The organism is Paenibacillus sp. WLX1005, from assembly GCF_046603685.1.
Classification (GTDB): Bacteria; Bacillota; Bacilli; order Paenibacillales; family Paenibacillaceae; genus Saccharibacillus.
This window is the reverse complement of the sequence record NZ_CP176756.1, coordinates 570,016-595,258: the sequence shown is the minus strand read 5'-3', so window position 1 is coordinate 595,258 and position 25,243 is coordinate 570,016. Positions and strand designations below refer to the sequence as shown.

Sequence of the window (25,243 nt, the reverse complement as noted above, 5' to 3'; positions counted from 1 at the left end):
ACTTTTATACATGGATACATACGGATAGCTATAGATTCAGATACACCGACATGCTTACAACTGTACTGCTCCGCTCTATATGCAGCTACAAAATCCCAATGACGATTTACTACTCAATCTACTTACGATTCAATCTACAGCTTCAGCATATATCCGAGATCCGAAGCGATAGTTGGATATGCAAAGGTGACTTTTTTCAGATCATCTACTGTTAGCTTGAGCCGAATCGCGACTGCAAAATGGTTGATCAGATCGCCGGCTTCCCCGCTAAGTACATGCGCACCAAGAATAGTACGTTGCTCCGTATCCAGAATGAGTTTTACACTAGCTGCCTGTTCATTCGTCCGCTTGTACGTATACCATGAAGACATATCCATATGACGGACTTCCACATGGCTGATCTGTTTACGGGCTTCTTCTTCCGACAGACCGACTGCCGCAATGCTTGGAATCGTAAAAGCTACACTTGGCATCTCCGTATAGTCTGTCGTCTGACTGTTGCCATTTAGCAGATTATGAGCAACCGTCTTCGCCTCCAATCCAGCAAGCGGCGTTAACGGCAAGCCGGGCGAATCAGCACAGTCTCCTGCTGCATAGACGCGCGGATTACTCGTACTCTGTAGATATTCATTCACTGCGATGCCCTTTTTACTGTAATCAACACCGCCCTGCTCCAGCTGTAACTGCTGGATATTCGGCGCTCGTCCAGCACCATGTACGATCAGACCGCATTCCAGTTGCAATGGCGAACGATTGTCGTCGACGTCTCCATTTTCCTGTTTGTAAGCAGCAGTGAGTTGATAGCGCTTCTTGTCTGCCTCATCTGCTAGCAGCTTGATCTGTTGCAAGGATACATTCAGATGAATATGGATGCCCACTGTTCGCGAATGTTCAACTAACTCGTCAACTAGATCAGGATCAAAGCCTTTGAGAGGGTGATGATTATTGTGTATGATGTGTACTTCTGCCCCTGCACGAGCAGCAACATGCGCAAATTCAAACGAAATGTAACCGCCACCAACGAACACGATACGTTCTGGCAATTGCTCAAGATTCAGAAAATCATCGCTATTCGCCAGATGCTCTTCCCCTTCTACATCCAGTGGTGCGGGTGCTGCACCGGTAGCGATCAGAATATGCTTTGCTTGAAACGTCTCACCGTTGATCTCAATAAGATCTTCACCGGCAAAATGCGCCTGTCCGTGCCATGTATGGATGCCAGCATCTTGGAGCTTTTGCTCATGAGCACCGGGAATGTGGTCGGTGAATGTACGCTTGAACGCCATCAGGTCATTCCAGTTTATATTGGCTCTATCAGTCATGCCCTTGCCTTGTAGTCGGGCGGTGCGGTCAACTAGTTCCGCGGCACCTACTAGTACTTTTTTGGGATCACAGCCACGCAGGGCACAGGTGCCGCCATATTCACGTTCATCCACGATGGCTACGTTCCAGCCCTCTTGGCGGCATGCTTGCGCTACCGAAGCGCCTGCACTGCCTGTTCCGATTACAATCAGATCGAAGCTTGATGTCATAGAGTATCGCCTCATTCTCTGTATAATTTGGTAAGAAGCTCTCTGTACCATTAACCGTGAATGATACGGTGCAATCCTTCTATGACGGGTTAAATATATACCACAATCGCTATGACGCCTTCATGACATGGATAGAGTCGAAGAACGGTCAAGAAAATTCATCAAATCGCAATTAAAGTGTAGTGAAAGATAGAATGTATTTGCCATTTTATCGGAGTCGTCTGTTTTTAGTTCTTTCCTTTACTTGCTTCCCGTGTTAAATTGTAAAAAAAATCTATTAAATACATAATAGAGGGGTTATGAACAATGAAACAAAAACCATGGTTAACTTTGCTACTAACTGCTGTATTGGTAGGCTTCGCCGCCTTGCCTGTTGGTACGGTTGCAGCCGCATCCACCGATGAGTCACCAGACGGTTCGTATTCTATGGATCTGAACAACGACGATAGCACATCCGGCGATGTGGAAGACGATACGTATAGCGATGACGGCAGTCTGGATACGATCGATCCGGCACTGGAAGCGGAAGCAAATGAATTTGTAAATTATGCTGATGCCATGGACCCGCTGCTGACGTATGAAGACAAAGCATGGAGCGCATATAACAAAAACGACTATGTTAGCGCCGCCAACCGCAAGGAAGAATACCGCCTGATGACGTACACTGTCGTACCCAACTACACCAAATTCGTCGCAGGTCTGAAACAAGTCAAACCGCAAAATGCCAAGCTGGCTGCCATGCATGCCAAATATGTCAAAGGTGCTTATGCCGAGCTGGAAGGATTCATGCTGTACAAAAAGTACGTATCCAGTACCACACTGAACAAAACCCTGCTCAAAAAAGCCGAAGCGAAGCTTGATAGCGGCGGCGCATTGATCGACCAATTTTACAGTGAGCTGGATGATTATATTACCCGCTTTGACGTACTGGACGATAGCAGCTTAGATTCCAGCACGAGCGACGATTCCAGCAGCGATGTAAGCGATGATTTCATCTAAAGAAATTCAATAGAATTGCGAAGGAGCTTAGTCTTATTATGAAAAAGAAATTATTGCTTACGCTTGCCCTGACTTGTCTGTTTGGTGCAGCTACACCGTTCTATGCTGCCTCCACTTACGCGGCATCCAATAACAGCACAACTGCACCAAGTACAGACAATGCCAGTGAAGATGTTAGTGAAGATACAGAAGATCTGCTGAGCGAGGTCGCTCCGGCACTGCGCGCAGAAGCACAGGGCTTGCTGGATTACGGCGATGCCCTGACGGCGATCGCGACTTACGAAGAAAAAGCCGTTGATACATACAACGACTATCGCTACATTACGTCCGCTAACCGCAAACAAGCATACGCCGCGATGACGTACACTGTCATTCCAAGCTATACTAAATTCGTCGCAGGTCTGAAGCAGATCAAGCCCGCCAACGCCGAGCTGGCAAAAATCCATAACAAATATATCAAAGCCGCTACGCTGCAACTGGAAGCACTGAATCTATTCAAAAAATACGTAGCCAGCAGCAAGCTGAATGTATCCGTATTGAGTCAGGCAAATCAGAAAATCACCGCAGGCATGAATGAACTGAATGCCTACAAAGCTGCCGTAGAGAAATATTCTGCCAAATTCGAACAGTAAATATTGAATATCCAATATTAGATATTTAATATCTATACGATAATTACTATCGATACCACAACAGCCCCGTATCAAGCATACATCCTCTTCAACAAAGATGCCTGCCGATACGGAGCTGTTTTTTGATATACGATTTTTCCTATGCGATAAATGCAATATAGATGCGATTTACATCTCCATCCGTTCCAATACCATCACTGCTGCACCTACAGACACAGCTTTATCTTGTAAATGTCCGCGTGAGAATTGCGGATGTGTTGCCGATTCGCCGTAGATTTTTTTTCTAGCAACAGCGATTGCCGTTTCGTAATAACCTGGTGCTGCATGAATCAGTGCACCGCCTACAATGACTCGCTCCGGCTGCAACGTATTGATCAGATTGCCTAACCCGATGCCCATATACCCTGCTGAACGGTGGAACAATTCCTGTAAAAAAGGTTCCCCTTCCTGCAATTGACGAACCATCTGGTCAAACGGCAGATCGTTCTTGCCCTCAGCAGCTTCATCTACATCCACATCGGCAAAAGCCGACCATTCCAGCCCCATACGAGCATGCTGACGCGTCTGCTGTTCTAGTGCCTGAATCGAAGCATAGGCTTCCAGTGCGCCATAATTACCGCGCTCATGCAGCCTTGCACCGCCTGCCTGCACAACCATTTGCCCGATAGAGCCTTCCTTATCGGAAGCACCTCGCATGATACGTCCATCCGATAGATATGCCGCACGAATCCCGACGCCAGCATTTACATATAACAAATGCTGCGGAGAATCCTCACGAGTCGCCCAGTATTCACCGAGCAATGCCGTATTGATCCCATTGTCCAGCAGCGCCGGAATCTCGGTCTTGTCTGTAAGCAGGCGACAGATCGGAACATCTTGCCAGCCGGAAGCGGTAAAATACAGCGGATTGCGAATCATCCCTTGCTCATAATCTAGTGGTCCAACAGCGCCAATGCCGATACCGAGAATGCGACGCTTGGATAGATGCCGCTCTGCTAGCACCTGCTGAATCTGCTCTGCTACTTCCTCCACCAGCCGCTCCGGCGTCATCTGCTCATCCATGAGCCAGCGATGACTGAATAGCGTATTCATCCGCAGATCGTACAGTCCAAGCACTGAATATTTGCGCGAAATGTCCAATCCGAACAGATAGCGGTTATGCGGCTGAATCCGGTACAACACAGGCTTGCGCCCGCCAGTCGATTGCCCTAGACCGGATTCTACAATCCAGCCTTCATGGAGCAACTCATCCAGTACTCGGTTTAGACTACTACTCGTAATATCAATGTCTTTCATCAATTCAATTTTGGAAACGTCATCCTGCACGGCAATCCGGTCATACGTTTGCCGTTTCAGCGTTTTGGCGATTGTCCGATACACAATTATTCATTCTCCCTGTTCGTAATAACATATACTGCCCGCTTCTTGTGCATAGGATACATACGCATGGACAGTCTCTGTCTCCATTGTATCCGCCTGCTGAAAGAATGACCACCACAGAAAATATACCAAAAATATTCCAATTTCGACTCAGATTGCCGATAAAGATAAAGCATGTTATTTTACATACGATTCAAAGGAGCGAAAACACATGAATTCCAAATCTGTCCTGTCCCTGCTATGCAGTCTATTGCTGCTAGCTGTCTTACTGCCCGCTATGCCACAGAACGCTCATGCAGAAGTCTATTCTGCTGACGAAGTATTCGAGTCAGAAGCCGACGTGTATGAATACTTGGAAGACTTCCGCACGGTAGTCGATCCAGAATTACTGGATGCCTATGACGACTATGTAGCTTATTTTAAAGTGACCAACAAAGCCACAGCATACGGTGAAATCGGACTGTCAACCTATAACGAAAATACCGCCTTCACCCAAGCTACTCGTAAACAAGCGTACAAAAACATCAAAACTATCGCTATCCCCAATTACACCAAATTTATCAATATGATCAAAAAAGCCAAACCTCAGCAACCTGAACTGATTGCGCTACACGAGAAATTTCTCAAAGGCGCCAACATTCAGCTAGAAGGCTTCAAACTATTCGCCAACTATTTGAACACAGCTACCCCAACCGCCAAACAAAAATATACGATCAATACCAAGATCAAACTGGCGACCAAAATCATTACACAGTACAATCAAAGCATATACAAATATGTCGATCAGTTCAGTCTAGAATAGCTCTCCTCTCAAAGGCGCCTTTTCCTTGCAGCATAAGGAAGATGGCGCCTGTTGCATGTTCAAATTTGCATAACTAAGCCTTTTAATGGTAAATTTAACATCACTACCCTGTCACAACATCAAAGGAGGTTATCTACATATGAAGAAATATACTCTGCTGCTGCTGACACTGGTCATGAGCGGTTCCTTGCTCGGATGCAGCCAACAAAGCAGTCCAGCCAGCACCAACGAAACATCCAGTCCCACTACCGCGGAGACCAATGCCGCAGCCACCACGAATAATGAAACCGGACAGACTGAGCAAACAACGCCGACAGCCAAACAGGGGGAAACAGCTACTGACGAGCAGGTTCAAGCAGCTACAGATGTTGCCAAGCAGTACAAACAAGCTGAGTATCAAGTCACTGACTATAGCAAGCTGAATCTTGATACCAACAATGAGGAAAGTCTGAACGAAGCATCACTACCAGAAGTTTCTCAACAGCAATACGATCGGTTGGAGCCGTATGCTTCAGCAGAATTCCTGAGTAAACAAGCAATGAGCCGGGTGCTTATTTTGCCACAACGACTCGCCACACAGTCCCAATCCAATGTGACTACTACCGATCTGAAATTGACTGCCGATCCGGTATTCAAGGTTAAGGGTATTATGGAAATCGCCTACGAGATGAATATTGCCGTCGGTGATAAGGAGAAGATTCCATCCAAGGGCACGCTGCAACTACAACAGGTTAGCGGCGAATGGAAAGTCATCAATGACGCCTACGATCAAGCACAACTTGCCCAGCTACTAGATCGTGTCAACGGCAATTCCTCTTCCTGATCTCATGCCAATGAATCTGAGATCTCCGATCAACGTTCTGTTATAGTATGCACATCATACAAAAACCGCCTGTTCTCCAAAAGAGACAGGCGGTTTTTTGTGATCACGTTAGTGGCTTGCTGACAGCAGCATCGCAGTATGGTGGGTACGGACTATTGTTGTTTTGTTAGGAATACCAATTGTTATCTTTTTGTAGGTTAACACAGTATAGGGTTATCATTCTGAGGGGAAAAGCTGGTTCTATTTGCGTACGACGGTATAGCCCTTTTTCTCCAAAAGGTGGAGAATGCCGTCATCGCTCAGATAGTGAGCAGCACCAACAACGATAAAGTATTGCTTGTTGCCGCCGCTTTTCAGATAGCCGTCGATTTTGTTTGCCATGCCGATATTGCGGTCAACCAGCATCGCTTTGTGGTATTCGGGAATATCGGCGGAGCTGGTTGTCATCTTCAATAGTTCCGCTTCATTACCAGTTTTCCACGTTTCTGCCATGTTGTCGATCGCTTCGTCCTGCTTGCCGTTGTCGTTCTCCTCGAGATCGCGAAGGGCAAAATACAGCAGAGCATCCTGCAATTCAGGAGAGAAGTTGTTCAGCATACTCAGTTGCGATTCACCGGATTCTAGCTCAATCACCGGTACGTTGCGTTCTGCCGCCTGCTTGAGGAAGTACCGATCAATGCCGCTTGCGGCTTCGTAGCTGGAATTGGCTGTCGCCGCAGAGTCGATGAACATTTCCACAACCCATGGCTTGAAGCGATCCATGTCACCGGACTTGATGCCGTTTGCCTGAAGGTATTTGCCGAGTTTGGCGTATGTATCCGCAGCGATATGATTAGGGAGCGTGCTGCCATCCTGATACGTGCCCATCTGTCTAATTTGCTCGAAAAATTGCTCGTCTGTCGTCTTCGTCACATCCACTTCGACGCCGAGATAATCCGCTTGCGAGAATGCTTCTTCGTATTCCTTACGCAGCGGGTAAAAGCTGTCATTGGCGATGTGCATGGAACCAACGAGGTAGACGGTGTTGCCATTCGCCTGCACTTCCCACATGAAGCCGCGTCCACCCGTATCCGCTGTTTCGGTGGTAGCTGCCGGAGACGGACTACTGTCTGTCGGTGCTGTGGAAGCTGCTGGTGTAGTTGGTGTCGCTGTACTGTCAGTCGGTGCGGTCGTTGTGCTGTCTACCGGCTGTGTCGTGATTGGTTCGGTCGTTACAGGCACAGCTGGAGCAGACGTCAGCTGAATCGTACGCGTCTTGGCATTCCAGCTAACCGTATAGCCCGTCAATTCGCCAAATGTACGGATAGGCACATAGACGACGCCGTTGATCTTCGTCAGCTTGCTTTTGACGGTGACGCTCTTGCCATTAACGATGGCAGTGATGCTGTTGCCCGATGCACTGGACAGGGTGATGCCCATCGCTTTCAGCGTGGAGCGCAGTGGTACAAGCGTTGTTTTCTGCTGAACCGTCGGTGCGCCGCTACCGGCACGATACTCCACTTTTTTGTCGTTCACTTTGACTGTCAGCGGCTGGGCTGCGGACGCCAGCGCTGGAGCAGAAGTTGCCAGCAGACCTGCTGCGAGAACCAGGGACAGGATTTTGTGATGCCATTTTCTCATTGCATAACTCCCTTTGAATAGTTTGATATCCGGACTGTCCCGTTCCTTGATATGACAGGGATTGTGCAAGCCAAACGTGTCTCTCTAAATATTGCATATTCTCATTTCAAGTACAATACATTGTTGCTGTATATTTATATTTTCATACAAATAAAGGAACCGATTGCATACTAACGAGTGGACTATAACTCGTACTCTGCCAGACGAGCACCGCCAAGCTTGTACAGCAGCATAAATTGCTCTGCCATAAAACAAGGCGAATAATGCAAGTCCTGCTCCAACCAGTTATAAATGACACCAAGATGAGCATAAATATTGTAGCTCATGTACACATCCTGCCGAACCAATCGTTCTGGCTGCTCACCTTGTACAATCTGCAATCCTTTGTTAATAAAATTTTCCAATAGCTGCTGAAACCGCTCCGTAAACGTATTCTCCTTCCCCAGCATCACCTTATAAAAATGGGCATGCCGCCAAATATGCTCAAACATCTCGCGAAATACACCTGCTAGCAGTGCCAAATCAAAAGGCTGCTCTGGTTGAAGACTTTGCGGTCGCTCCATTACTTCTTCCAATTCTGCCAGCACCTCATCTATACAGCTGTCCAGCAAATCTTGTTTGTCCTGATAATGTGCATAAAAGGTTGCCCGGTTAATATCTGCTGCGCGCGTAATATCCATGACGGTAATGTTGTGCAATGGCTTCTGGTAGGCGAGCGTCAACAATGCCTGCCAAATCGCTTCTCGTGTACGCAGCACGCGGCGATCCGTACGCTCGCTATCGGTAGAATCTTCAGTGGCTCCAGCATACACCCCGCCATTGGTCAATGAAAGGTGTATATCAGACATGGTGACATGGCTACTGGTATTGAGATGGTTAGGGGTACGGTTCGTAGGATGAATGAATTTCATATGGCACTCCTTTTCCTCATTCCGGCAGACTCCATACGGCGAACTGACCGAAACAATCCTTCATTTTTTGTATAAAATTTGAGATATAAGCAACACTTATATCCAATGTGACGGGTAAGAAACATTTCCTGTAAAACTGACGGTTGATTGCCATTTTTCAATATGTAAAATATAGCATGACAGCCATGATCAATGTAAGGCTGACATTTTGTATCGCATCATCTGCGAATCATCAGGAGGGAAATCATGTCGAATTTGCATATTATTATCGCTGGCGGAGGCATTGGCGGCCTCTGTCTGGCACAATCACTACACAAAGCTGGTATCAGCTGCGCCGTTTATGAACGAGATCTGGAAATGGGGATCTCTGGCTATCGTCTCCATATGAATGCAGATGGCGGCAATGCACTACGATTTGCATTGCCTGAGCAGTTGTATGAGCTATACGTACAAACATCCCGTCGCACACCACGCCGCGAAATGGCAGTACTGCTGGACAAACATGGCAGCGAGCTGGGCGTTCGTCCACATATCGGACCTGCCAATGATCCTGTCCTGCCCCACACCGCAGTCAACCGCAAAACGCTGCGTCAGATTCTGCTAACCGGGATTGAACATCTCGTTCATTTTGGTCAAAAGGTAACCGGGTTTACGCAACTTGACAGCGGAGTACAAGTACAATTGCAGGATGGCAGCCTCGTCAACGGTGATCTGTTGATCGGTGCCGATGGCATCAACTCTATCGTCCGCAAACAGCTGCTACCAAACATCAATGTGATCGATACGGGTACGCGTGCTCTCTATTCCAAGCTCAAGCTGAATGACGAACTGGCACGTTCGTTGCCAGATGTATTTTTTGACGGATTGACCAGCGCATCCGATGATGCTGGTACGTATATGGCGATCTGTCCATATCAACCACGCCGCGCCGTACATGAAGCAGTCGCCGAGCTGGTACCAACTGCGGCAATCGATCCTGTGGATGACTATATTATGGTCAGTCTTAGTATCGGACCGAACGCGGGCATCACTGACAATACACTGCGTCAATCTACTCCACAACAGCTGCATGACATCATGAAGCGCTTAACATATGATTGGTCGAACGATCTGCGTAAGCTGGTGCAACATATCGAACCTACAACTATTTTCCCGCAAAAAATCCGTCGTCTTGACCCGGCAGAACCGTGGACATCCAGTCGTGTGACTCTGCTTGGCGATGCGATTCATGCAATGCCGCCAAGCTACGGTGCCGGAGCGAATCTGGCACTCAAGGACGCTCATCAGCTGGCACAACAGCTGATTGCTATGAATGATCATCCAGCGGATTGGAGAGATTATGTGGAAGCATACGAGCAACAAATGCGTTCATATAGCTATCCGATTCTGGATATGTCTTCTAATAAGGAAACAGCGCGCAAATTTACACTAATTACAGATTGAACAGCAACAATATAAGGATAGATACACAGGAAATATAGATCTACCGGGAATGTGGCTATGGGAATAGCCACTCCCTTTCTATTTTCAGGAGGTGAACAACAGACTTGGATTCTTCTATCCCTTTACCCCATGCCCCATCTGCTAATCGTCTACTGCTTGTGTTAGCGGGAGCACTTATCTTTGCATCTATGAATGCAACGATGTTCAATGTGGCACTCCCATCCATTCGTACCGAATTGGGATTACAAACATCGCAAGCTGGCTGGATCGTAACCAGTTATATGATCGTGTACGCAATTGGCTCGGTTATGTACGGCAGACTTGCTGACCAGTATCGCCTTAAAGACCTGTTAACGGTCGGTCTGGTGCTCTTGGCGATCGGATCGTTGTGTGGTTATTTTGCAGGTAGCTTTGCATGGATTGTAACTGCACGACTCATTCAGGCGGCAGGCGCTTCGGTCTTTCCTGCCTGTGCTATGATTGTTCCAGTACGCTTCTTTCCACCGGAGACGCGCGGTCGCGCACTCGGTATGACGTCTGCCGGACTCAGCTTCGGTGTAGCAGTGGGACCGATTATTGCGGGCTTCCTGACGACGTATTTACATTGGAATGATCTGTTTTTGCTGGCGATGCTCCCTGTTCTGTCCCTGCCTTTCTTTCGCAAATATTTACAGGAAGAAGCAGGAACGCGCAGTAAACTGGATATATTAGGTGCTTTATTACTAGGATTAACGATTGCGACGTTACTGTTAATGATTACGAATTTCAGTATCGTTACAGCTGCACTGACGTTGTTGTGGCTGGTATTGTTGATCTGGCGGATTCACAAGACGGCAGTGCCATTTATTATGCCGTCGCTGTTCCGAAATAAATATTATTGCTGGGGATTACTGCTGTTCGGATGCAGCTCAGGAATCGGCTTTAGTTTGCCGTATTTGACACCACTATTGTTCTCGGAGATCAATGGACTCACCGCCTTCAATAGTGGGTTACTAATGTTCCCCGGTGCGCTATGTGCAGCGTTGCTGGCGCGAGCAGGTGGTAAGCTGGCTGACCGCAAAGGCAACGCTTGGACGGGGTATCTGGCATTGAGCTTTTACCTGATCTGCTTCGCAGGATTCACCGTGCTGGCTGGCAGTAATCCGTATGGGATTATGCTGCTGCTGATCTTCGGCTATATCGCTCAGTCCTTTTTCCAACTGACGATGGCAAACACGATCTCCCGCACTCTTCCGCCGGAGTTATCTGGTACAGGGATGGGATTGTTCATGTTGGTGAACTTTGTGTTCAGTTCGATTGCAACTACAGTGATGGGCAATTGGCTGAATCACGAAGGGACGACTTCTGTTGCTAGTTGGATGTTAAATCCGGCAGCGGTGCGGTATGGAGAGATCTATGCAGTGTTTGTCTTGGTTGTGATAGTAATGGTTGCGGTGTATACGTGGCTGCAACGGGCGACCGATTCAAAGTCTATACGATAAAATTCAATAAAACTACAAACAAAAAAGATCATCCGCAAGTCTAGATGGTCTTTTTTGTTTATAGTTTTGATTTTTTATAATCTTTCTACAATTACGGAATAATTATTTTCTTTATAGGTTCTTCAGGTTCCTCATACATTAATTGTATAGACTGAACATGTTCAAGGAGTTTTTGACCTATTATACTATGATTTTTTCTGTCATAAATAGATCTTGCAAAAAGAATAGAATCTTTTTAAATCCGCCTACGAAAAGACTAATAAAAACAATAACTACGCTTGCCACTAAAACAATCTTAGATACATTAAGCCAATCTTCTCCTTCAGCCATTTTGAATAAATATGTCATATACTGATTCCATAATGGAGTAAACAGCGCAAGAAATACTCCTGCCGTCCACACAGATGGACTTTTCTTTTGCTTTATTGCTGCTTCCAGATTAGTAATCAAGATTTTTAATTTATCCGCAGTATATACTTTCTTACTTTTCAAATAATCGATTAGCAGTTGAGACTGATGGTCATCAAACTCTTTAGAACGCCATGCTCCATTACTGGAAAGAATATCATAACGCTTAAAAATAATCTTTTTTGCTGAATAAATGAACCATACTAAAAATAAAAGAGTAAGTAAAAGAACACAACCGTATATAACAACCAAAACTTTTAATATAGTAAAACCTACGATTATAGTAGTCGGCAAAGCCACAATAATTGAGTAAGTAGAAAAGGCAAGAATAACAACCATTATATTAGTTAACGTATATTGTATTTTCATAAATTTAAATACTAAGGCATACGTAGTAAAGTTGTCTTTGTATGTATCAATGAAATCTTCCATTTTCATAATATGATTCTCACCTCTAAAAGAATTACGTTCATTATATCCTCAATTAATGACTAAAGTATCACTCCTATACTCGAAAATCAATATAAAGAACTATAATTAATTTATATATTTTACTATAAAAACCAAAAAATCCTATCCTCTCAGCTATGTTTATACTTCTCATAAACATGATAAACAAACCGCATCAGCTATGAGTGAGGCGATTTGTTTATTTTCTAATAATTCACTTTTCCGGAAACCATATCGCCTTTAACCGGCTCAATCTCTCCCTGCCAACGAATCGGAATCGATGTTCCCGTTGCTAGATCCGGGCGATCTGCTACTTGGAAGTGTAGATGCGCTTCGCTGGAATTGCCGGAGTTGCCAATCTTGCCGATGATCTGTCCAGCTTGCACGGTATCGCCCTTATTTACTGTAACCGAACCTTTCTGCAAATGCCCCAGCAGACTGTATTCATTGCCATGGCGGATCACTACGCTGTTACCTGCGGGCTGCTGCGGATTCATGTTGCCAACTGGTTCATTGTCTGCGATATTGTTTACCACAGCTACCACTGTCCCATCGGCTGGTGCCAGTGCAGGCTGACCGAATGCGTAGTAGCTCTCATTACGCGTAGCATTGCCGCTGTAGGACATTCCATCTTTCACTTGGATAAAATCATACGCGTACCGCTGTGACTCCACCGCATAGTGATAGTTTTGCAGTACATTGCTGCCGCCCCAGAAGACGAACCAGTCGCCTTGCAAAGGCAAGCGATATGTGGCTGTTGTCAGCTTCTGATCGGTTGCCGGAAATGATTGGATCGGCTGCAATTGCAACCCGGCAATCTTGCCCTGTTCATCCACAATAGCCGTCAGCCCAAGCTTGCCGTTGTTGTCCAGCCAGTTGTATTGCGTATGATGATTAAGCGTAACAACCTTCCCCAATTGTTCAAATGATGCTACATTCTGCAACGAAGATTGCACAGTATCGACCAGTTGCTGTTGCGTGAGCACCTGTTGAAATGCCGGAGTCAGCTGTTTGTACACAGCTGACTCCTTGCCTTGTAACAATGCCGTCGGAATCTGTTCCGGTGGCAACATCTCTGTGTCATCTGTCTGTTCATTGGAATCGGAACGATTCTGCTCCATCGCTGTCTCGTCCGCTGCCTCCTCCTGTGCAGTAGATTCGGTCGGTTGCTGCTCTACCGAAGATGCGGAATCGGTAGACATCGCACTACCACTGTCGTTTCCACTACTACTGTCGTTCCCACTGCTACATGCGGTCATAGACAGTGCGGCTGTAAGCACAAGTGCGGAGATGGCTGTTCCTTTGATCCTTAGTACTGGCTTAGGTGTTGGGCGCAATTCCTCTGATACGTTCAGCCTGTGCTGATGATCCATGGATGATCCCTCCCTTAGATTGCCTATATGTCGGATGTTGGATGTTGAATATGGGACTTCAGATTTTGTATGCCTTCATTGCTTTGCGCAATTCTTTCCACGTTGGGCGTTTGCCGTACATGAGTACGCCAGTGCGATAAATTTTCGCGGAGATCCAGCCACAGATGACGATGGATACTAGCAAGATAAGCATCGAGATGGCGATTTCCCACCACGCTATATTGCCCAGCCCAAGCCGGATCAGTGAAGTGGTCGGCGAGAAGAAGGGAATGTACGATGCGATACGAACGAGCAACGTATCCGGTTTAGAAATACTGAAGATCCCGATATAAAATGCTGCCAGTGTCAGTACGGTCAGTAGTGATACTGCTTGTCCCAGATCCTCGGTGCGACTGACAATCGAACCGACTGCCGCATACAATGTAGAGTACAGGAAATAGCCGAGAATATAATAAATAAAGCCGAATACCGCCACTTCCCACGACAAATTGGACACATGCAGATCGAATTGCGCCAGTACATGCTGGTAATACGGCAAGGTCAGATGGATTCCAAAGACCAGCGCATAGATGCCCATCTGCGTCAGCCCAACTAGGAAAATGCCGATAATCTTGCCGAACATCTGCGTGAGTGGCGAGACGCTGGTGATTAGAATCTCCATAACACGCGAGCTTTTTTCAGCGGTAATCTCGGCGGCGACCATATTACCAGTCATCGTCAGCGAGATGAAGAACAACACCATAAGCATATAGACAAGAATAAAGTTCTCTACCGAAAACGGCTTGTCTGCCGCTGCTCCACCGTTCAGCTTATCTGGCGATACTGTGCCGACAGTAACTGGGCTGCCCAGCTCGGTAAGCTGCTCATCGCTAAGCTGACCAGCGGCAATCGTGCGCAGCTTGACCGCCTGTGCAGCGCCTTGCAGAATAGCCTGTACGGTTGAATCGTCGTTATCGCTCACATAAGTTACTGTTGGAAAAGCCTCTTTGTCCGTCCCCGTTCCACTGCGCAGCAACAGATAACCATCCAGTTCCTTTTGCTCCAGCTGTTGATTCAACTGAGCAACAGCTTGCGGTTCATTGTTCCACGTCAGTTTGGTAGGAATATCTTCGTCTGTACTGCCTGCCAATGCCGAAGATGCATCCGTATTCGTGCTGTTGACAGTACTGCCATTGGTCATGCCCGATGCAGAATGTGTGGCTGTTTGCTGTGCTTCGTCCGATGCTTGCCGGATATCGTCGGCAATATCGTTATACTGCCCGGAAGCGATGCCAATTCGGATCGTTCCATCTGAGGAACTACCGGAAAAGAGCTGGATCGCATACGGAATATTCAAGCCGATAATGATGAGCAGTGCCAGCAGAATTGTCGTCCAGCGGAATGCTTTCGTTTTGACTTTGTTACGGTATGTGAAGGAGATAACTGCGCCCATTTTATTCATGAGATTGTCCCACCACCTTGATAAAGATTTCATTCAATGTTGGTTCTTGAATCTCGAAACGGTCTACATTGCCTGCCGCCAGTGCCGTTTGCAGTACTTGCCTTGCCGCCTGTTCGTCGCTCACCTTGAGTCGATAATCGCCCTCATCGCGGCGCTCGACCTGTAGCACGCCGGGCAGTTGCTCCAATCCGTTAATATCCTGCGGAGTTCGCAGCAGTACATGCTCACGCGGATATGCCTGTTTGATCTCACGAATATCGCCCTGCAAGACGGGTTTGGAGCGCTTGAGCATCGTCAGGTGACGGCATAGCTCCTCCACATGTTCCATACGATGCGTAGAGAACAAAATCGCTGTTCCGTCATTGCGTAGCTCCAGCACCACTTCCTTGAGCATCTCTACATTTACCGGGTCCAGTCCGCTGAATGCTTCGTCGAGAATGAGAATACTCGGGCGATGAATGACAGCAGCGATAAAGCCCATTTTCTGCTGGTTGCCCTTGGATAGTTCTTCAATCCGCTTGTGCTCGTATTCCATTGCGTCAAAACGCTCCAGCCAGTAGTGCAAACTCTGGCGCGCGTCTGCTGCCTTCATTCCGCGTAAATGTGCCAAATACAGCAGTTGATCGCTCACCTTGACCTTTGGATACAATCCGCGCTCCTCCGGCAGATACCCCATCAGCGGCTGCAAACCGTTATGATACGGCTTGCCATCGTAGGAAATATGACCTTCGTCTGGATGAATCAAGCCTAGCACCATACGCATCGTAGTCGTTTTACCAGCGCCGTTGCCTCCCAGCAGCCCATAAATCTCGCCTTTTTCCACTTGAAGCGATAATCCATCGACCGCAGTGTGACCAGCATATTGCTTAACGACGTCATGCAATTGTAACGGTTGGTTCATGATTGGACCTCCCTGTTCACATTCATTTGATGATGACGAACCCAGCATAACAGTAGTTCTTCCCATTCTAGACCACGCACTTGCAAAAGAATCCCATTTTCCTCAGCGACTTGTACCAGTGCATCGGCATCTGCTGTCAGTATGCGTACCGCTCCATCTGGACGTTGTTCCCACTCCAGAATGCCGTGCCAATCGCGCAGCAGTTCTACATCTGCGGCGGTACCTTGACCTGACGAGTCGATCCAGATTTCCTTCCATTGCTGATACAGCTCGTCCTTTTCCCGCATGCCGACAATCTGACCGTGATGCATAAGTGCGACATAATCGGCGAGACGCTTCACTTCCTCCATCCGGTGCGTAGTGATGATCATCGTAATCTCGCCACTATCCATATACGTGTGCAGCACATCCAGCATATCTTTCCATGCAAAAGGGTCAAGCCCCGACGATGGCTCATCCAGCAATAGCAGACGCGGCGATGATGCAAGCGCAGCAGCCAGTTCAAACTTTTGCCGCTGTCCTTTGGAAATTTTGGACAGGCGGGCATTGGACGGTACGTTTAATGTTTCCAGCAGTTGTGCAAATCGTTCCGCATTCCAGCGCGAGTACCAGTTAGAGCGAAACGCCGCTGCTTCGTAAGCGGTCATGCGATCCTCCTCCGGCGAAGACCCTTCACCGATATAAGCAATCTGCTGACGCAGTTCTACTGGCAGCTCGCTTGCAGGCGATTGTCCAAACCAGTGAATACGTCCGCTATCTGGATACATCGTACGCAGCAGCATATGCAGCAGTGTACTTTTACCAGTTCCATTTTCGCCGACAAGTGCGGTCACATATCCTTGCGGTACACTCCAGTTGAGTGGTCCGATCATATGGTCGCGTCTTGTTTTGCATACATGTTCTAGCATAATGACTGGCTGTGATTCCAGTGTATGTGATGTGGCATATTTGCTCTGTAAAGGATTGCGATTCATCGTTCCCATCTCCTTATGTATATTGGTCGTCATGCTTGTTCAGCAGCTCTTCAATCAAAAGACTCAATTGCTGCCGCGTCCAACCCAGATTGTAGCTGCGCACGATCATATCATCGATCAGCTGGCGTACTTGCTCCTCGCCCATTCGCGTGCGAAGCTCCTCTTCCACACCAGTCACAAATGTTCCCGTTCCCTGACGGGTACGCAGCAATCCTTCATTTTCCAGATCCTGATAGACGCGCCGAATCGTGATCACGCTGCATTTCAGATCGGCGGCGAATTCGCGGATCGACGGTAGTAAGGTGCCTTCCTGCAATTGTCCACTTATGATTAGCGCGCGTAGCTGATTCTCCACCTGACGGTATAGCGGTTCTGCACTATTTTCATTAATCTGTACAGGTATTCTCATTGTTCTGCCCTCCGTCCATTGCACCTGTTGCTCCCCTTCGGCAGGGCTTGGTTATAATAAATCTCTTGTTTTCGCTTTGCGACTAACGATCGTAAACGACAGCGTCAGCGCCGCAATACCAGCAATTAGTCCGATCCACATTAGCGGGGAAGCCAGACCGTCACGAATCGATAGTGCCAGCATTCGATTGGCGATGTTCCAACCCATATTCATGCTAGTAATCGTGATCGCAACGATCAGTATTGTGGAGATACTCGACCAGAATACGTATCGTTTGTAATTGACCATATACTCCCAATAAATGTATAGCGCCGTCAGTAGCAGTCCAAATCCAATCGTCGTAAGCACGAATGCCAGATACCCGCTGAATGTAACTTCCGGTATCGTACGTATGCCGATTACATACGTAAGTGTGAATACGAGAATGCTGTTATAAATAAGACTCATTAGCAAAATCTGCAATCGGCTACCAAGTACAGCAGCGAACGGAATTGGTAGAGTGCGATAATATTGCATCTGCTTGCGATACGAATCCTCCTGCCACAATCGGAACGCACGCCGCGAATAGTCGATGCCGAGCAGCGGCGCAATGAGTAACAGAATGAAATCAAGCAGTGTATGCGTAATACGCGACTCTTCCTGCACATATCCCTGTGTAAAATACAGAAATCCGATCACTCCGCCCATATACAGCATGAAAATAGTCGACCAGATAAACATCGTCCAATTCAGCGACAATTCCCGTTTCGTAATCAGCCAGCCCTTTTTAAAATCAAACATATGTACACTCTCCTCGATCACAGTCATCCTTGCGATGCGCATATCGTATAGTCTACATGTCAGCATGCAATGAATCTGTGCTTAGTGTGTATATCTATATGCACAGTATATACACACTAGATACACCTGTGCAACCTTTTATTCCCTTTTTCATAAAAAAGTTCTCGCACATCCTGCTTTTCTCCATCCTGTACATAACAACTGTAACTGCTACAAATCCGCATTCCAGCGCCAAACAACAGCAAATACGCCTCTCCTGCAACTACCAGAAGCAGCTGCAAAACAGACGTCAAATCCACGTAAAAAAAGTCCTCTGGCGTACGCGCCAAAGGACTATTCATTGCCATTATTCCTATTATCAAATGTTAACAATGTTCAATCATGAGTTGATTCTACCGTATGCACCAGCCAGCATTGCAAGTGCATGTGCTATCTGTCATTCCATTAGGAAACCGATGAATTTAGTTTGTGCAATTCATCCTCTACAAGAAGCGTGAGTTCTTCTTCGTAGCCGCCGGTAATGTGATATTTGCGCACATATTCTTTGACGAATTTTTTTGGATCCTTAGGCCGGAAGATTCTTGTCATCTCCCGTAGACTTTCCTTGACTTCATTGTGACCTTTAGTTGCCATGGAATTCCCTCCCCAAAACGTGCCTTGTTTGTGAGAACGCCGAAAAGATCCGTAGCTGTGTCGTAGTAGTATGAAGTTATATCTCGTCTGTGATCTTCTGGCACCTATATCGGTAGGCATTTGATCTAAAAAATTACCCGTCGATACGATACCTGAATCAATCCGGCTGAATGCTCCTATCGCTTGTACAAGGCCGATATTGCCCTTCGTAATGCTGCAATTTCTTGCTTGAGAGCGCGTCTCTGGCGTGCTGACCGGTCGTCAATCATGTTACATTATCAGCACTTATCTAAGCACCATCTTTCCCTATTGTATCATAATAGACTCTTGAAAAGCACAAATAGTTTGCAAATAAAGCAATTTGCCAATCATATAGGAACCAAGTTTTGATGCTACAACAAAACAGCAGAATGTATACAAATATTCTTACTCTTCCTCTTAACCGGGTAATGGATAATACACATTCATTCTTGCAGGAGGTGCAGTATGAGCGATACGACGGACAGAACAACAATTATGGTACATACTAACCTGCTACGTCCGTCACTGGACGGGTTGAACAATGCCGAACAACTGTCGGTATCAGAAACGGACAGCAGGCAATTGGAGCAGATCGGTAAGCAAGTAGCAGAGCGCTATCCAGGCGTAAATAGCTTCCTCATCGCCCGAAGTGGACAACTGGTACATGAAAGCTATTATAATGGACATACGCCGGGGCGTTTGGCAGATTTACGCTCGGCTACCAAAAGCTTCACCTCGGTACTGACCGGCATGGCGATGCAGGAATATGGCATCAACAGCGTTGAAGAACGTATTGAACGCTGGCTTGGTGATCTGTTTCCCCCACATCCCTCGTCTCTCTTACAAGAAACGACGATTCGGCATCTGCTAACGATGACAACCGGCTTTGCTTGGAAAACGGGCAAAAAATTGGGCGAGCCAGATATTCATGCCTTTCACCGTAGTCGCGGTTGGAGCCGCTCAGCGTTGCGCCGTCAGATTGTACCGGATATGCGCGAAGTATTCCAGTATCGGAGCATTGACACACATCTGCTCTCCGTACTGATTAGTCGCTGGAGTGGACAGGATGCATTTACGTATGCGAATGAGCGATTGTTCGTGCCACTTGGCATTGAGCAGGTTGCATGGTCACCATCACCGGAAGGTCATTCGATTGGTCATGTTGGACTATGTATGACGCCGCGCGATATGCTAAAATTCGGCATTTGCTGTATGCAGCAAGGACGCTGGCAGGGTCAGTCATTGATTCCAGCACAATGGCTGGAACAATCCTTTCTACCGCATACCGACGGTTATGCTGGCTTTGGTCATTACGGCTATGGCTGGTGGAATGGTGTGCAAGACGGAGTAGATTATATTTGTGCCCATGGACACGGCGGCCAGGAGATTATTCTGCTGCCCAAATGGGATACTGTCGTCGTCTTCACATCCGAAAGCAAAGTACGCAAATACAAAAATCCGCGGCATCTGCTGCCGGAGTTATTATTTCCGCTGCTTGATGAGAGCAGTAATCCAACTAACTAATCTGGAGAGGACATCCTTATGCAGCACAATTCCTGTGTTCTGATTGTATATGCAAGTTATGGCGACGGTCATCTGCAAGCGGCGCGCTCGCTATATGACAGCCTGCTGGAGCAGGGCGTGCAGCGGGTGATCCTGCTCGATCTGATGGCGGAAGCACATCCGTTCATCAATGAAGTGACCCGGTTCGTCTATATGCAGAGCTTCAAGACGATTCCGCATCTGTATGGCTGGGTATATAATGCAACCCGCGATATGAAGGCAAACTCGCCCTTTTCCAATTGGCTTCATTCATTTGGTGTTCGGCGGCTGCGGCAAGTGCTGAATATAGAGCAGCCGCAATTGATCGTGCATACCTTTCCTCAACTAGCGCTACCGCATCTGAAAACGCGCTGGGGATTGAAGGTTCCACTGATCAATATTTTGACCGACTACGATCTGCATGGACGGTGGCTGCATCCGCATATTGATCATTATTACGTGCCATCTGTTCATATGCGCAACGAAGCGATCCAGCGCGGCATTCCAGCAACCAATATTAGTGTGACGGGTATTCCGCTGCATCGCAGCTTTGAGCAATATTCCGTTGACCCGGATGAGTATCAGGCATTGAAGCAACGTCTGCGAGAGCAAGCAGGGCTACATCCTTATAAAAAGACCGTACTGCTACTGGCAGGCGCTTATGGCGTACTGAAACATGTACACGAAGTGTGCGACGAGATCGTGCACCGTCAGGATACGCAGCTGGTCGTCATTTGTGGTAAAAATCAGGCGCTCTGTCGCGATCTGAATCGAAGCTACGGTCATTACGAGCAGATCCACATCGAAGGCTTCACCCGCCGCATGAGCGACTGGATGATGCTGAGCGATTGCGCCGTGACCAAACCCGGTGGAATTACGATGTCAGAGTGTATTCGCTGCGAATTGCCTGTCTTCCTACTCAAGCCAGTGCCGGGGCAAGAGCTTGCCAATGCATTATATTTGCAGCAGGAAGGGATTGCCGAGGTATGCCATTCCGCGGCAGAGCTGGCACAAGTGCTTGGTACCGCACTGGATGAACCAGAACGGCTGGAACAGATGCGTAACCAGATGGAATTACTGCGTATGCCAGATGCGGCAGGCTACATCGCCAATGATCTGGTCGCACGCTATCTGGATGCACCAGCAACCGATACGACGGCTGTACCGATGCGCGTGTTGAACAAGCTGAGCAAAGGCGTATATCGCTAGAAAAGCACGTAAGCGGCAGTTATATCTGCCAATGAATTGATCTATATAGACGTAGTGATATGTACAGATAGATGAATACACCAAGAGCGTATGCACATACGATGGCATACGCTCTTTTTCTGCTATAACGATTGGTATTGTAGGCTACAGCATATCTCTGCGATGGCGCCGCGTATACAGATCAGTCTGCAAACTGCACGCCGCCGTCTTCCAGCCCGGCAATGCGCACTAGCGATTCCAGTCGGTATCCTTCCCCTGTTAGCAGATCCGCGCCCGGCTGAAAGGACTTTTCGATGACGATCCCAATGCCTGCCACCTCTGCTCCAGCTTGCCCCACGATCCGTGCCAGTGCAAATGCTGCTTCTCCATTGGCGAGAAAGTCGTCGATGACCAACACCTTGTCACCGGGCTGAATAAACTTCTTGGAGACGGTAATATCATTACTCTGCTGCTTCGTATACGAATATGCCGTTTCCACAAAAATATCCTCAGTCAATGTGAGCGACTTTTGTTTACGGGCAAAAATCAACGGCACCTGCATCTCCAGTGCAGTCATGATGCCCGGAGCGATACCTGATGATTCAATAGTCAAAATCCGATTCACACCAGCATCGGCAAACCGATGTTTAAATTCACGACCAATGGCCTGCATCAGCACTGGGTCCATCTGATGGTTCAGAAATGAATCGACTTTCAGTACATTGCCGGGCAGTACAATCCCTTCTGTGATTACCTTATTGCGCAACAGTTCCATATTGTCGTAGCTCCTTTGGCTTATATTCGGTCGATATGATCGTGTCTGACCGGTTGAGATTATACTCACTATAACCGAATCTGTAGATGTCATACCACCCTGTAGCAGTATGCTGATGTTAAAACTTTTTTAAAAAGTTTACAGTTTTTTACCAAATTCGTTCAAGATTGCGTTAAAATAACCGATATATACTTTAAATATTTAAAAAATACGTAAATGATACGCAGCTTCTGTAAATGATCCTACTATATTGACAGGTTGCGAATAGCCTGTATTCTTCTGCAAACATGCTTTACATAAAATAGCAAATGCTCCTTTTCCTTAACACAATGTATAATGGACACTCTATATTTTAACTTTTTTTGTAAAAATTGTTTATGGATAAGAAATTAGGCTTATCTAATTTGAAAATGAAATAGCAGTATAGTGGCCCGTTTGTTTGAATTTCAGGTCAAGTAGGCAATGGTGCATCATCATGCTATAATCTAGTTGTTGTCTGCGGCTTTTTTCCTATTCCGTCTGTCCGGGCCGTATACATTATTGCTTCATTAGGAGGTCTTTGTATTGTTCGCCCAACGCCTCAAACAACTTCGCAAACGGCGAAATATGTCGATGAAGGAAGTCGCGGATTATGTTGGAGTAGCCAAAAGCACATATGCAGGCTATGAATCCGGTTACCGCCAACCTACTCTGGAAACGATCCAGGCAATTGCACGCAAGCTGAGTACGACATCGGATTATTTGCTTGGTTTGACGGAACAATTTGATCCTGTTCTGCAAAATACCAATGCCCGCGAATTCCTGAACTATGCCCATCTGCACTGGGACGGCGTCCCTCTGGAAGCCGATGATTTGCAGTTGATTCGCCAGCTGCTGGAGCGTGTTGTGCGGGATCGTGCCCAATCCGAGGAAGAACAACATTAATCATATCCGTCTGTTACCTCTATTGCTTCTACTATCATGATTTCGTCTCTTCCCATCCCCATAGGTACACTTCCGTATCGTTGCATATGTCAGTCTCACGTAGCCGGCTTTGGCGATGAATTCGGAAGCCGGTTTTTGTTATGTCTGTATTGCCTGCCATCACATGAATATGTTCCTAGTTCAGGCATTTAGTCCTGTATGTCAGCTATTCATCTATCCGGTTTGATGTCTATCTACATAAGAATATGGAATGGAAAATAGCAAAAACAAGCCGTTCGGTTCATATAATCACCGAACGGCTTGTTAAATTTTAACATAAATTGGTTCAAATTTGGATTATTTGGCTACTATAGAGTTATCACGCAGCAGTGCCGGACGACCCATAGAATGGTAGTCAAAGCCTGTTGTTTTGATACGATCGGCACTGTATACGTTACGACCGTCGATCAGTACAGGATTGCTCATAACTGCTTCTACTTCTGCCAGCTCGATGTTCACGAACTCGCCCCACTCCGTAAGCAGGCAGATCGCATCAGCATCGCGCGCAGCTTCCAGTGCATTGTCTGCATAAGTGATGGACGAATGATCATACTCACGACGGAAGTTGTCGGCAGCTACCGGATCGAATACTTGTGGCAATGCGCCGAATTCAACCAGTTTTGGTACGATCTCCAGCGATGGTGCTTCGCGAACGTCATCGGTATCCGGTTTGAACGCCAGACCCCAGACAGCGACTTTTTTGCCTTTTAATGTACCCAATGCATCCAGCAGCTTGTCGATTACTGCCCAGCGTTGCGATTGGTTCACTTCAACAACCGATTTCAGCAGTTTAAAGTCATATTCAACGTTACCAGCGATCTGGATAAGCGCATGTGTATCTTTCGGGAAGCAAGAACCACCATAGCCGATACCGGCATTCAGGAATGAAGCGCCGATGCGGCGATCCATACCCATACCGCGTGCGACCTGATCTACGTCCGCGCCTACTTTATCGCAAATGTTGGCAATTTCGTTGATGAAGGAAATTTTGGTAGCCAAGAACGCATTGGATGCGTATTTGATCATTTCTGCACTGCGGATGTCTGTTACGACCAGATTCTCAGTCAACGGCTTGTGCAATGCAACCAGCACGTCAGCTGCTGCCTGTGTCTCTACACCGATAACGAGGCGATCCGGGTTGAAAGCATCTTTTACAGCAGAGCCTTCACGCAGGAATTCTGGCATCGAAGCTGTGTCGTACGGTTGATCCGTCAGGCTACCGATGATCGTATTTACGCGCTCATTGGTACCAACTGGAACGGTACTTTTCACTGCAACTACTGTGTAGCCTTGAATTGAAAGCGCAATCTCTCGCGCTGCCGCCTCGATATATTCCAGATTGGCTTCACCGGACGGAAGCGGTGGAGTACCTACAGCGATGATGATCAGATCAGAATCCGGTACAGAAGCGCTCAGATCTGTCGTAAAGGACAGGCGACCTGCTTCTACGTTACGCAGCATGATCTCCTTCAGACCTGGCTCATAGATCGGTACTTCGCCACTATTAAGCGTTTCGATTTTTGCTGGAATTTTGTCCACGCATGTTACTGTATTGCCGACTTCTGCAAAGCATACGCCAGATACCAGACCCACATAACCTGTACCAATGACTGTAATTTTCATAATCCACACTCCTATTTCCGTTTTTTGTTGGTGTTGCCATTATTGTCAGTTGATTAAAAAACCTCTATTCATGGTTGACATCAAGCAACCGATATAAAGTGTAAGATGATTGCGATCGCAAAAATCTCATTCCACTCAA

23 protein-coding genes are annotated in these 25,243 nt (G+C 47.0%); 9 read left to right on the top strand and 14 right to left on the bottom strand.

Annotated elements, in window-relative coordinates:
• Positions 1–134: 134 nt before the first annotated feature.
• Entirely contained in the window at positions 135–1,532 is a 1,398-nt protein-coding gene (locus tag ACE3MZ_RS02475; protein WP_411344978.1) for a dihydrolipoyl dehydrogenase family protein, read from the bottom strand.
• Positions 1,533–1,838: 306 nt separating this feature from the next.
• Here ACE3MZ_RS02475 and ACE3MZ_RS02470 point away from each other — a divergent pair, with 306 nt between their 5' ends.
• Together ACE3MZ_RS02470 and ACE3MZ_RS02465 are read left to right on the top strand one after the other, a co-directional pair.
• Positions 1,839–2,531, top strand: a complete 693-nt coding sequence (locus tag ACE3MZ_RS02470; protein ID WP_411344977.1) for a hypothetical protein — start codon at positions 1,839–1,841, stop codon at positions 2,529–2,531.
• Between the two features lie 38 nt (positions 2,532–2,569).
• Positions 2,570–3,163, top strand: coding sequence for a hypothetical protein (locus tag ACE3MZ_RS02465; protein ID WP_411344976.1), 594 nt, complete (start codon positions 2,570–2,572; stop codon positions 3,161–3,163).
• A 168-nt stretch (positions 3,164–3,331) separates the two neighbouring features.
• Here ACE3MZ_RS02465 and ACE3MZ_RS02460 read toward each other — a convergent pair whose 3' ends face one another.
• Positions 3,332–4,543 carry an ROK family protein gene (locus ACE3MZ_RS02460; RefSeq protein WP_411344975.1) on the bottom strand — a complete coding sequence of 404 codons (1,212 nt, stop codon included), beginning with the start codon at positions 4,541–4,543 and terminating at the stop codon, positions 3,332–3,334.
• Between the two features lie 211 nt (positions 4,544–4,754).
• Between ACE3MZ_RS02460 and ACE3MZ_RS02455 the strand changes: the two genes are divergently transcribed.
• A complete protein-coding gene (locus ACE3MZ_RS02455; protein ID WP_411344974.1) occupies positions 4,755–5,345 on the top strand; it encodes a hypothetical protein in 591 nt (196 codons plus the stop codon).
• A 139-nt stretch (positions 5,346–5,484) separates the two neighbouring features.
• Positions 5,485–6,168 (top strand): hypothetical protein, encoded by a 684-nt coding sequence (locus tag ACE3MZ_RS02450; RefSeq protein WP_411344973.1) that lies wholly within the window; start codon positions 5,485–5,487, stop codon positions 6,166–6,168.
• A gap of 240 nt (positions 6,169–6,408) precedes the next feature.
• Here the strand turns inward: ACE3MZ_RS02450 and ACE3MZ_RS02445 are convergent, their stop codons facing one another.
• On the bottom strand, positions 6,409–7,788 hold the full coding sequence (locus tag ACE3MZ_RS02445) for a TraB/GumN family protein (RefSeq protein WP_411344972.1): 1,380 nt from the start codon (positions 7,786–7,788) through the stop codon (positions 6,409–6,411).
• A gap of 182 nt (positions 7,789–7,970) precedes the next feature.
• Entirely contained in the window at positions 7,971–8,699 is a 729-nt protein-coding gene (locus ACE3MZ_RS02440) for a TetR/AcrR family transcriptional regulator (protein ID WP_411344971.1), read from the bottom strand.
• Positions 8,700–8,945: 246 nt separating this feature from the next.
• Here ACE3MZ_RS02440 and ACE3MZ_RS02435 point away from each other — a divergent pair, with 246 nt between their 5' ends.
• A complete protein-coding gene (locus tag ACE3MZ_RS02435; RefSeq protein WP_411344970.1) occupies positions 8,946–10,142 on the top strand; it encodes an FAD-dependent oxidoreductase in 1,197 nt (398 codons plus the stop codon).
• Between the two features lie 104 nt (positions 10,143–10,246).
• The gene (locus ACE3MZ_RS02430; RefSeq protein ID WP_411344969.1) at positions 10,247–11,623 is read left to right on the top strand and encodes an MFS transporter; all 1,377 of its coding nucleotides are present in this window, start codon (positions 10,247–10,249) and stop codon (positions 11,621–11,623) included.
• A gap of 180 nt (positions 11,624–11,803) precedes the next feature.
• On the opposite strand, the gene ACE3MZ_RS02425 is transcribed toward ACE3MZ_RS02430, so the two are convergent.
• The 8 genes from ACE3MZ_RS02425 to ACE3MZ_RS02390 form a co-directional block, all read right to left on the bottom strand.
• The gene (locus ACE3MZ_RS02425) at positions 11,804–12,469 is read right to left on the bottom strand and encodes a hypothetical protein (protein WP_411344968.1); all 666 of its coding nucleotides are present in this window, start codon (positions 12,467–12,469) and stop codon (positions 11,804–11,806) included.
• Positions 12,470–12,687: 218 nt separating this feature from the next.
• Positions 12,688–13,854 (bottom strand): M23 family metallopeptidase, encoded by a 1,167-nt coding sequence (locus ACE3MZ_RS02420; protein WP_411344967.1) that lies wholly within the window; start codon positions 13,852–13,854, stop codon positions 12,688–12,690.
• 58 nt (positions 13,855–13,912) lie between these two features.
• A complete protein-coding gene (locus ACE3MZ_RS02415) occupies positions 13,913–15,295 on the bottom strand; it encodes an ABC transporter permease (RefSeq protein ID WP_411344966.1) in 1,383 nt (460 codons plus the stop codon).
• On the bottom strand, positions 15,288–16,196 hold the full coding sequence (locus ACE3MZ_RS02410; RefSeq protein WP_411344965.1) for an ABC transporter ATP-binding protein: 909 nt from the start codon (positions 16,194–16,196) through the stop codon (positions 15,288–15,290). The genes ACE3MZ_RS02415 and ACE3MZ_RS02410 overlap by 8 nt, the downstream gene beginning before the upstream one ends.
• Positions 16,193–17,170 (bottom strand): ABC transporter ATP-binding protein, encoded by a 978-nt coding sequence (locus ACE3MZ_RS02405; RefSeq protein WP_411344964.1) that lies wholly within the window; start codon positions 17,168–17,170, stop codon positions 16,193–16,195. Before ACE3MZ_RS02405 ends, ACE3MZ_RS02410 begins: the two co-directional genes overlap by 4 nt.
• Before the next feature lie 13 nt (positions 17,171–17,183).
• Entirely contained in the window at positions 17,184–17,579 is a 396-nt protein-coding gene (locus tag ACE3MZ_RS02400; RefSeq protein WP_411344963.1) for a GntR family transcriptional regulator, read from the bottom strand.
• Positions 17,580–17,630: 51 nt separating this feature from the next.
• Positions 17,631–18,359 (bottom strand): hypothetical protein, encoded by a 729-nt coding sequence (locus ACE3MZ_RS02395; RefSeq protein WP_411344962.1) that lies wholly within the window; start codon positions 18,357–18,359, stop codon positions 17,631–17,633.
• 444 nt (positions 18,360–18,803) lie between these two features.
• Positions 18,804–18,992 carry a hypothetical protein gene (locus ACE3MZ_RS02390; protein ID WP_367062412.1) on the bottom strand — a complete coding sequence of 63 codons (189 nt, stop codon included), beginning with the start codon at positions 18,990–18,992 and terminating at the stop codon, positions 18,804–18,806.
• A 486-nt stretch (positions 18,993–19,478) separates the two neighbouring features.
• On the opposite strand from ACE3MZ_RS02390, the gene ACE3MZ_RS02385 reads away from it, so the two are divergent.
• Both ACE3MZ_RS02385 and ACE3MZ_RS02380 read left to right on the top strand, forming a co-directional pair.
• Positions 19,479–20,537: a serine hydrolase domain-containing protein gene (locus tag ACE3MZ_RS02385; protein WP_411344961.1), complete on the top strand. Its 1,059-nt coding sequence runs from the start codon at positions 19,479–19,481 to the stop codon at positions 20,535–20,537.
• A gap of 18 nt (positions 20,538–20,555) precedes the next feature.
• Positions 20,556–21,764 (top strand): MGDG synthase family glycosyltransferase, encoded by a 1,209-nt coding sequence (locus tag ACE3MZ_RS02380; protein ID WP_411344960.1) that lies wholly within the window; start codon positions 20,556–20,558, stop codon positions 21,762–21,764.
• Positions 21,765–21,945: 181 nt separating this feature from the next.
• Here ACE3MZ_RS02380 and ACE3MZ_RS02375 read toward each other — a convergent pair whose 3' ends face one another.
• Entirely contained in the window at positions 21,946–22,518 is a 573-nt protein-coding gene (locus tag ACE3MZ_RS02375; protein ID WP_411344959.1) for a xanthine phosphoribosyltransferase, read from the bottom strand.
• 564 nt (positions 22,519–23,082) lie between these two features.
• Here ACE3MZ_RS02375 and ACE3MZ_RS02370 point away from each other — a divergent pair.
• Positions 23,083–23,442 carry a helix-turn-helix domain-containing protein gene (locus ACE3MZ_RS02370; RefSeq protein ID WP_411344958.1) on the top strand — a complete coding sequence of 120 codons (360 nt, stop codon included), beginning with the start codon at positions 23,083–23,085 and terminating at the stop codon, positions 23,440–23,442.
• A gap of 336 nt (positions 23,443–23,778) precedes the next feature.
• Here ACE3MZ_RS02370 and ACE3MZ_RS02365 read toward each other — a convergent pair whose 3' ends face one another.
• Complete coding sequence (locus ACE3MZ_RS02365; RefSeq protein ID WP_411344957.1) at positions 23,779–25,104, bottom strand: UDP-glucose dehydrogenase family protein; 1,326 nt, start codon at positions 25,102–25,104, stop codon at positions 23,779–23,781.
• Positions 25,105–25,243 lie beyond the last annotated feature (139 nt).

What these genes read in the sequence shown, in the direction of transcription:
- ACE3MZ_RS02395 (WP_411344962.1), bottom strand. Translation starts at nt 18,359, where the DNA reads ATGTTTGATTTTAAAAAGGGCTGGCTGATTACGAAACGGGAATTGTCG.
- ACE3MZ_RS02435 (WP_411344970.1), top strand. Translation starts at nt 8,946, where the DNA reads ATGTCGAATTTGCATATTATTATCGCTGGCGGAGGCATTGGCGGCCTC.
- ACE3MZ_RS02465 (WP_411344976.1), top strand. Translation starts at nt 2,570, where the DNA reads ATGAAAAAGAAATTATTGCTTACGCTTGCCCTGACTTGTCTGTTTGGT.
- ACE3MZ_RS02455 (WP_411344974.1), top strand. Translation starts at nt 4,755, where the DNA reads ATGAATTCCAAATCTGTCCTGTCCCTGCTATGCAGTCTATTGCTGCTA.
- ACE3MZ_RS02470 (WP_411344977.1), top strand. Translation starts at nt 1,839, where the DNA reads ATGAAACAAAAACCATGGTTAACTTTGCTACTAACTGCTGTATTGGTA.
- ACE3MZ_RS02390 (WP_367062412.1), bottom strand. Translation starts at nt 18,992, where the DNA reads ATGGCAACTAAAGGTCACAATGAAGTCAAGGAAAGTCTACGGGAGATG.
- ACE3MZ_RS02415 (WP_411344966.1), bottom strand. Translation starts at nt 15,295, where the DNA reads ATGAATAAAATGGGCGCAGTTATCTCCTTCACATACCGTAACAAAGTC.
- ACE3MZ_RS02365 (WP_411344957.1), bottom strand. Translation starts at nt 25,104, where the DNA reads ATGAAAATTACAGTCATTGGTACAGGTTATGTGGGTCTGGTATCTGGC.
- ACE3MZ_RS02440 (WP_411344971.1), bottom strand. Translation starts at nt 8,699, where the DNA reads ATGAAATTCATTCATCCTACGAACCGTACCCCTAACCATCTCAATACC.
- ACE3MZ_RS02475 (WP_411344978.1), bottom strand. Translation starts at nt 1,532, where the DNA reads ATGACATCAAGCTTCGATCTGATTGTAATCGGAACAGGCAGTGCAGGC.
- ACE3MZ_RS02385 (WP_411344961.1), top strand. Translation starts at nt 19,479, where the DNA reads ATGAGCGATACGACGGACAGAACAACAATTATGGTACATACTAACCTG.
- ACE3MZ_RS02445 (WP_411344972.1), bottom strand. Translation starts at nt 7,788, where the DNA reads ATGAGAAAATGGCATCACAAAATCCTGTCCCTGGTTCTCGCAGCAGGT.
- ACE3MZ_RS02420 (WP_411344967.1), bottom strand. Translation starts at nt 13,854, where the DNA reads ATGGATCATCAGCACAGGCTGAACGTATCAGAGGAATTGCGCCCAACA.
- ACE3MZ_RS02405 (WP_411344964.1), bottom strand. Translation starts at nt 17,170, where the DNA reads ATGAATCGCAATCCTTTACAGAGCAAATATGCCACATCACATACACTG.
- ACE3MZ_RS02400 (WP_411344963.1), bottom strand. Translation starts at nt 17,579, where the DNA reads ATGAGAATACCTGTACAGATTAATGAAAATAGTGCAGAACCGCTATAC.
- ACE3MZ_RS02425 (WP_411344968.1), bottom strand. Translation starts at nt 12,469, where the DNA reads ATGAAAATGGAAGATTTCATTGATACATACAAAGACAACTTTACTACG.
- ACE3MZ_RS02375 (WP_411344959.1), bottom strand. Translation starts at nt 22,518, where the DNA reads ATGGAACTGTTGCGCAATAAGGTAATCACAGAAGGGATTGTACTGCCC.
- ACE3MZ_RS02380 (WP_411344960.1), top strand. Translation starts at nt 20,556, where the DNA reads ATGCAGCACAATTCCTGTGTTCTGATTGTATATGCAAGTTATGGCGAC.
- ACE3MZ_RS02410 (WP_411344965.1), bottom strand. Translation starts at nt 16,196, where the DNA reads ATGAACCAACCGTTACAATTGCATGACGTCGTTAAGCAATATGCTGGT.
- ACE3MZ_RS02450 (WP_411344973.1), top strand. Translation starts at nt 5,485, where the DNA reads ATGAAGAAATATACTCTGCTGCTGCTGACACTGGTCATGAGCGGTTCC.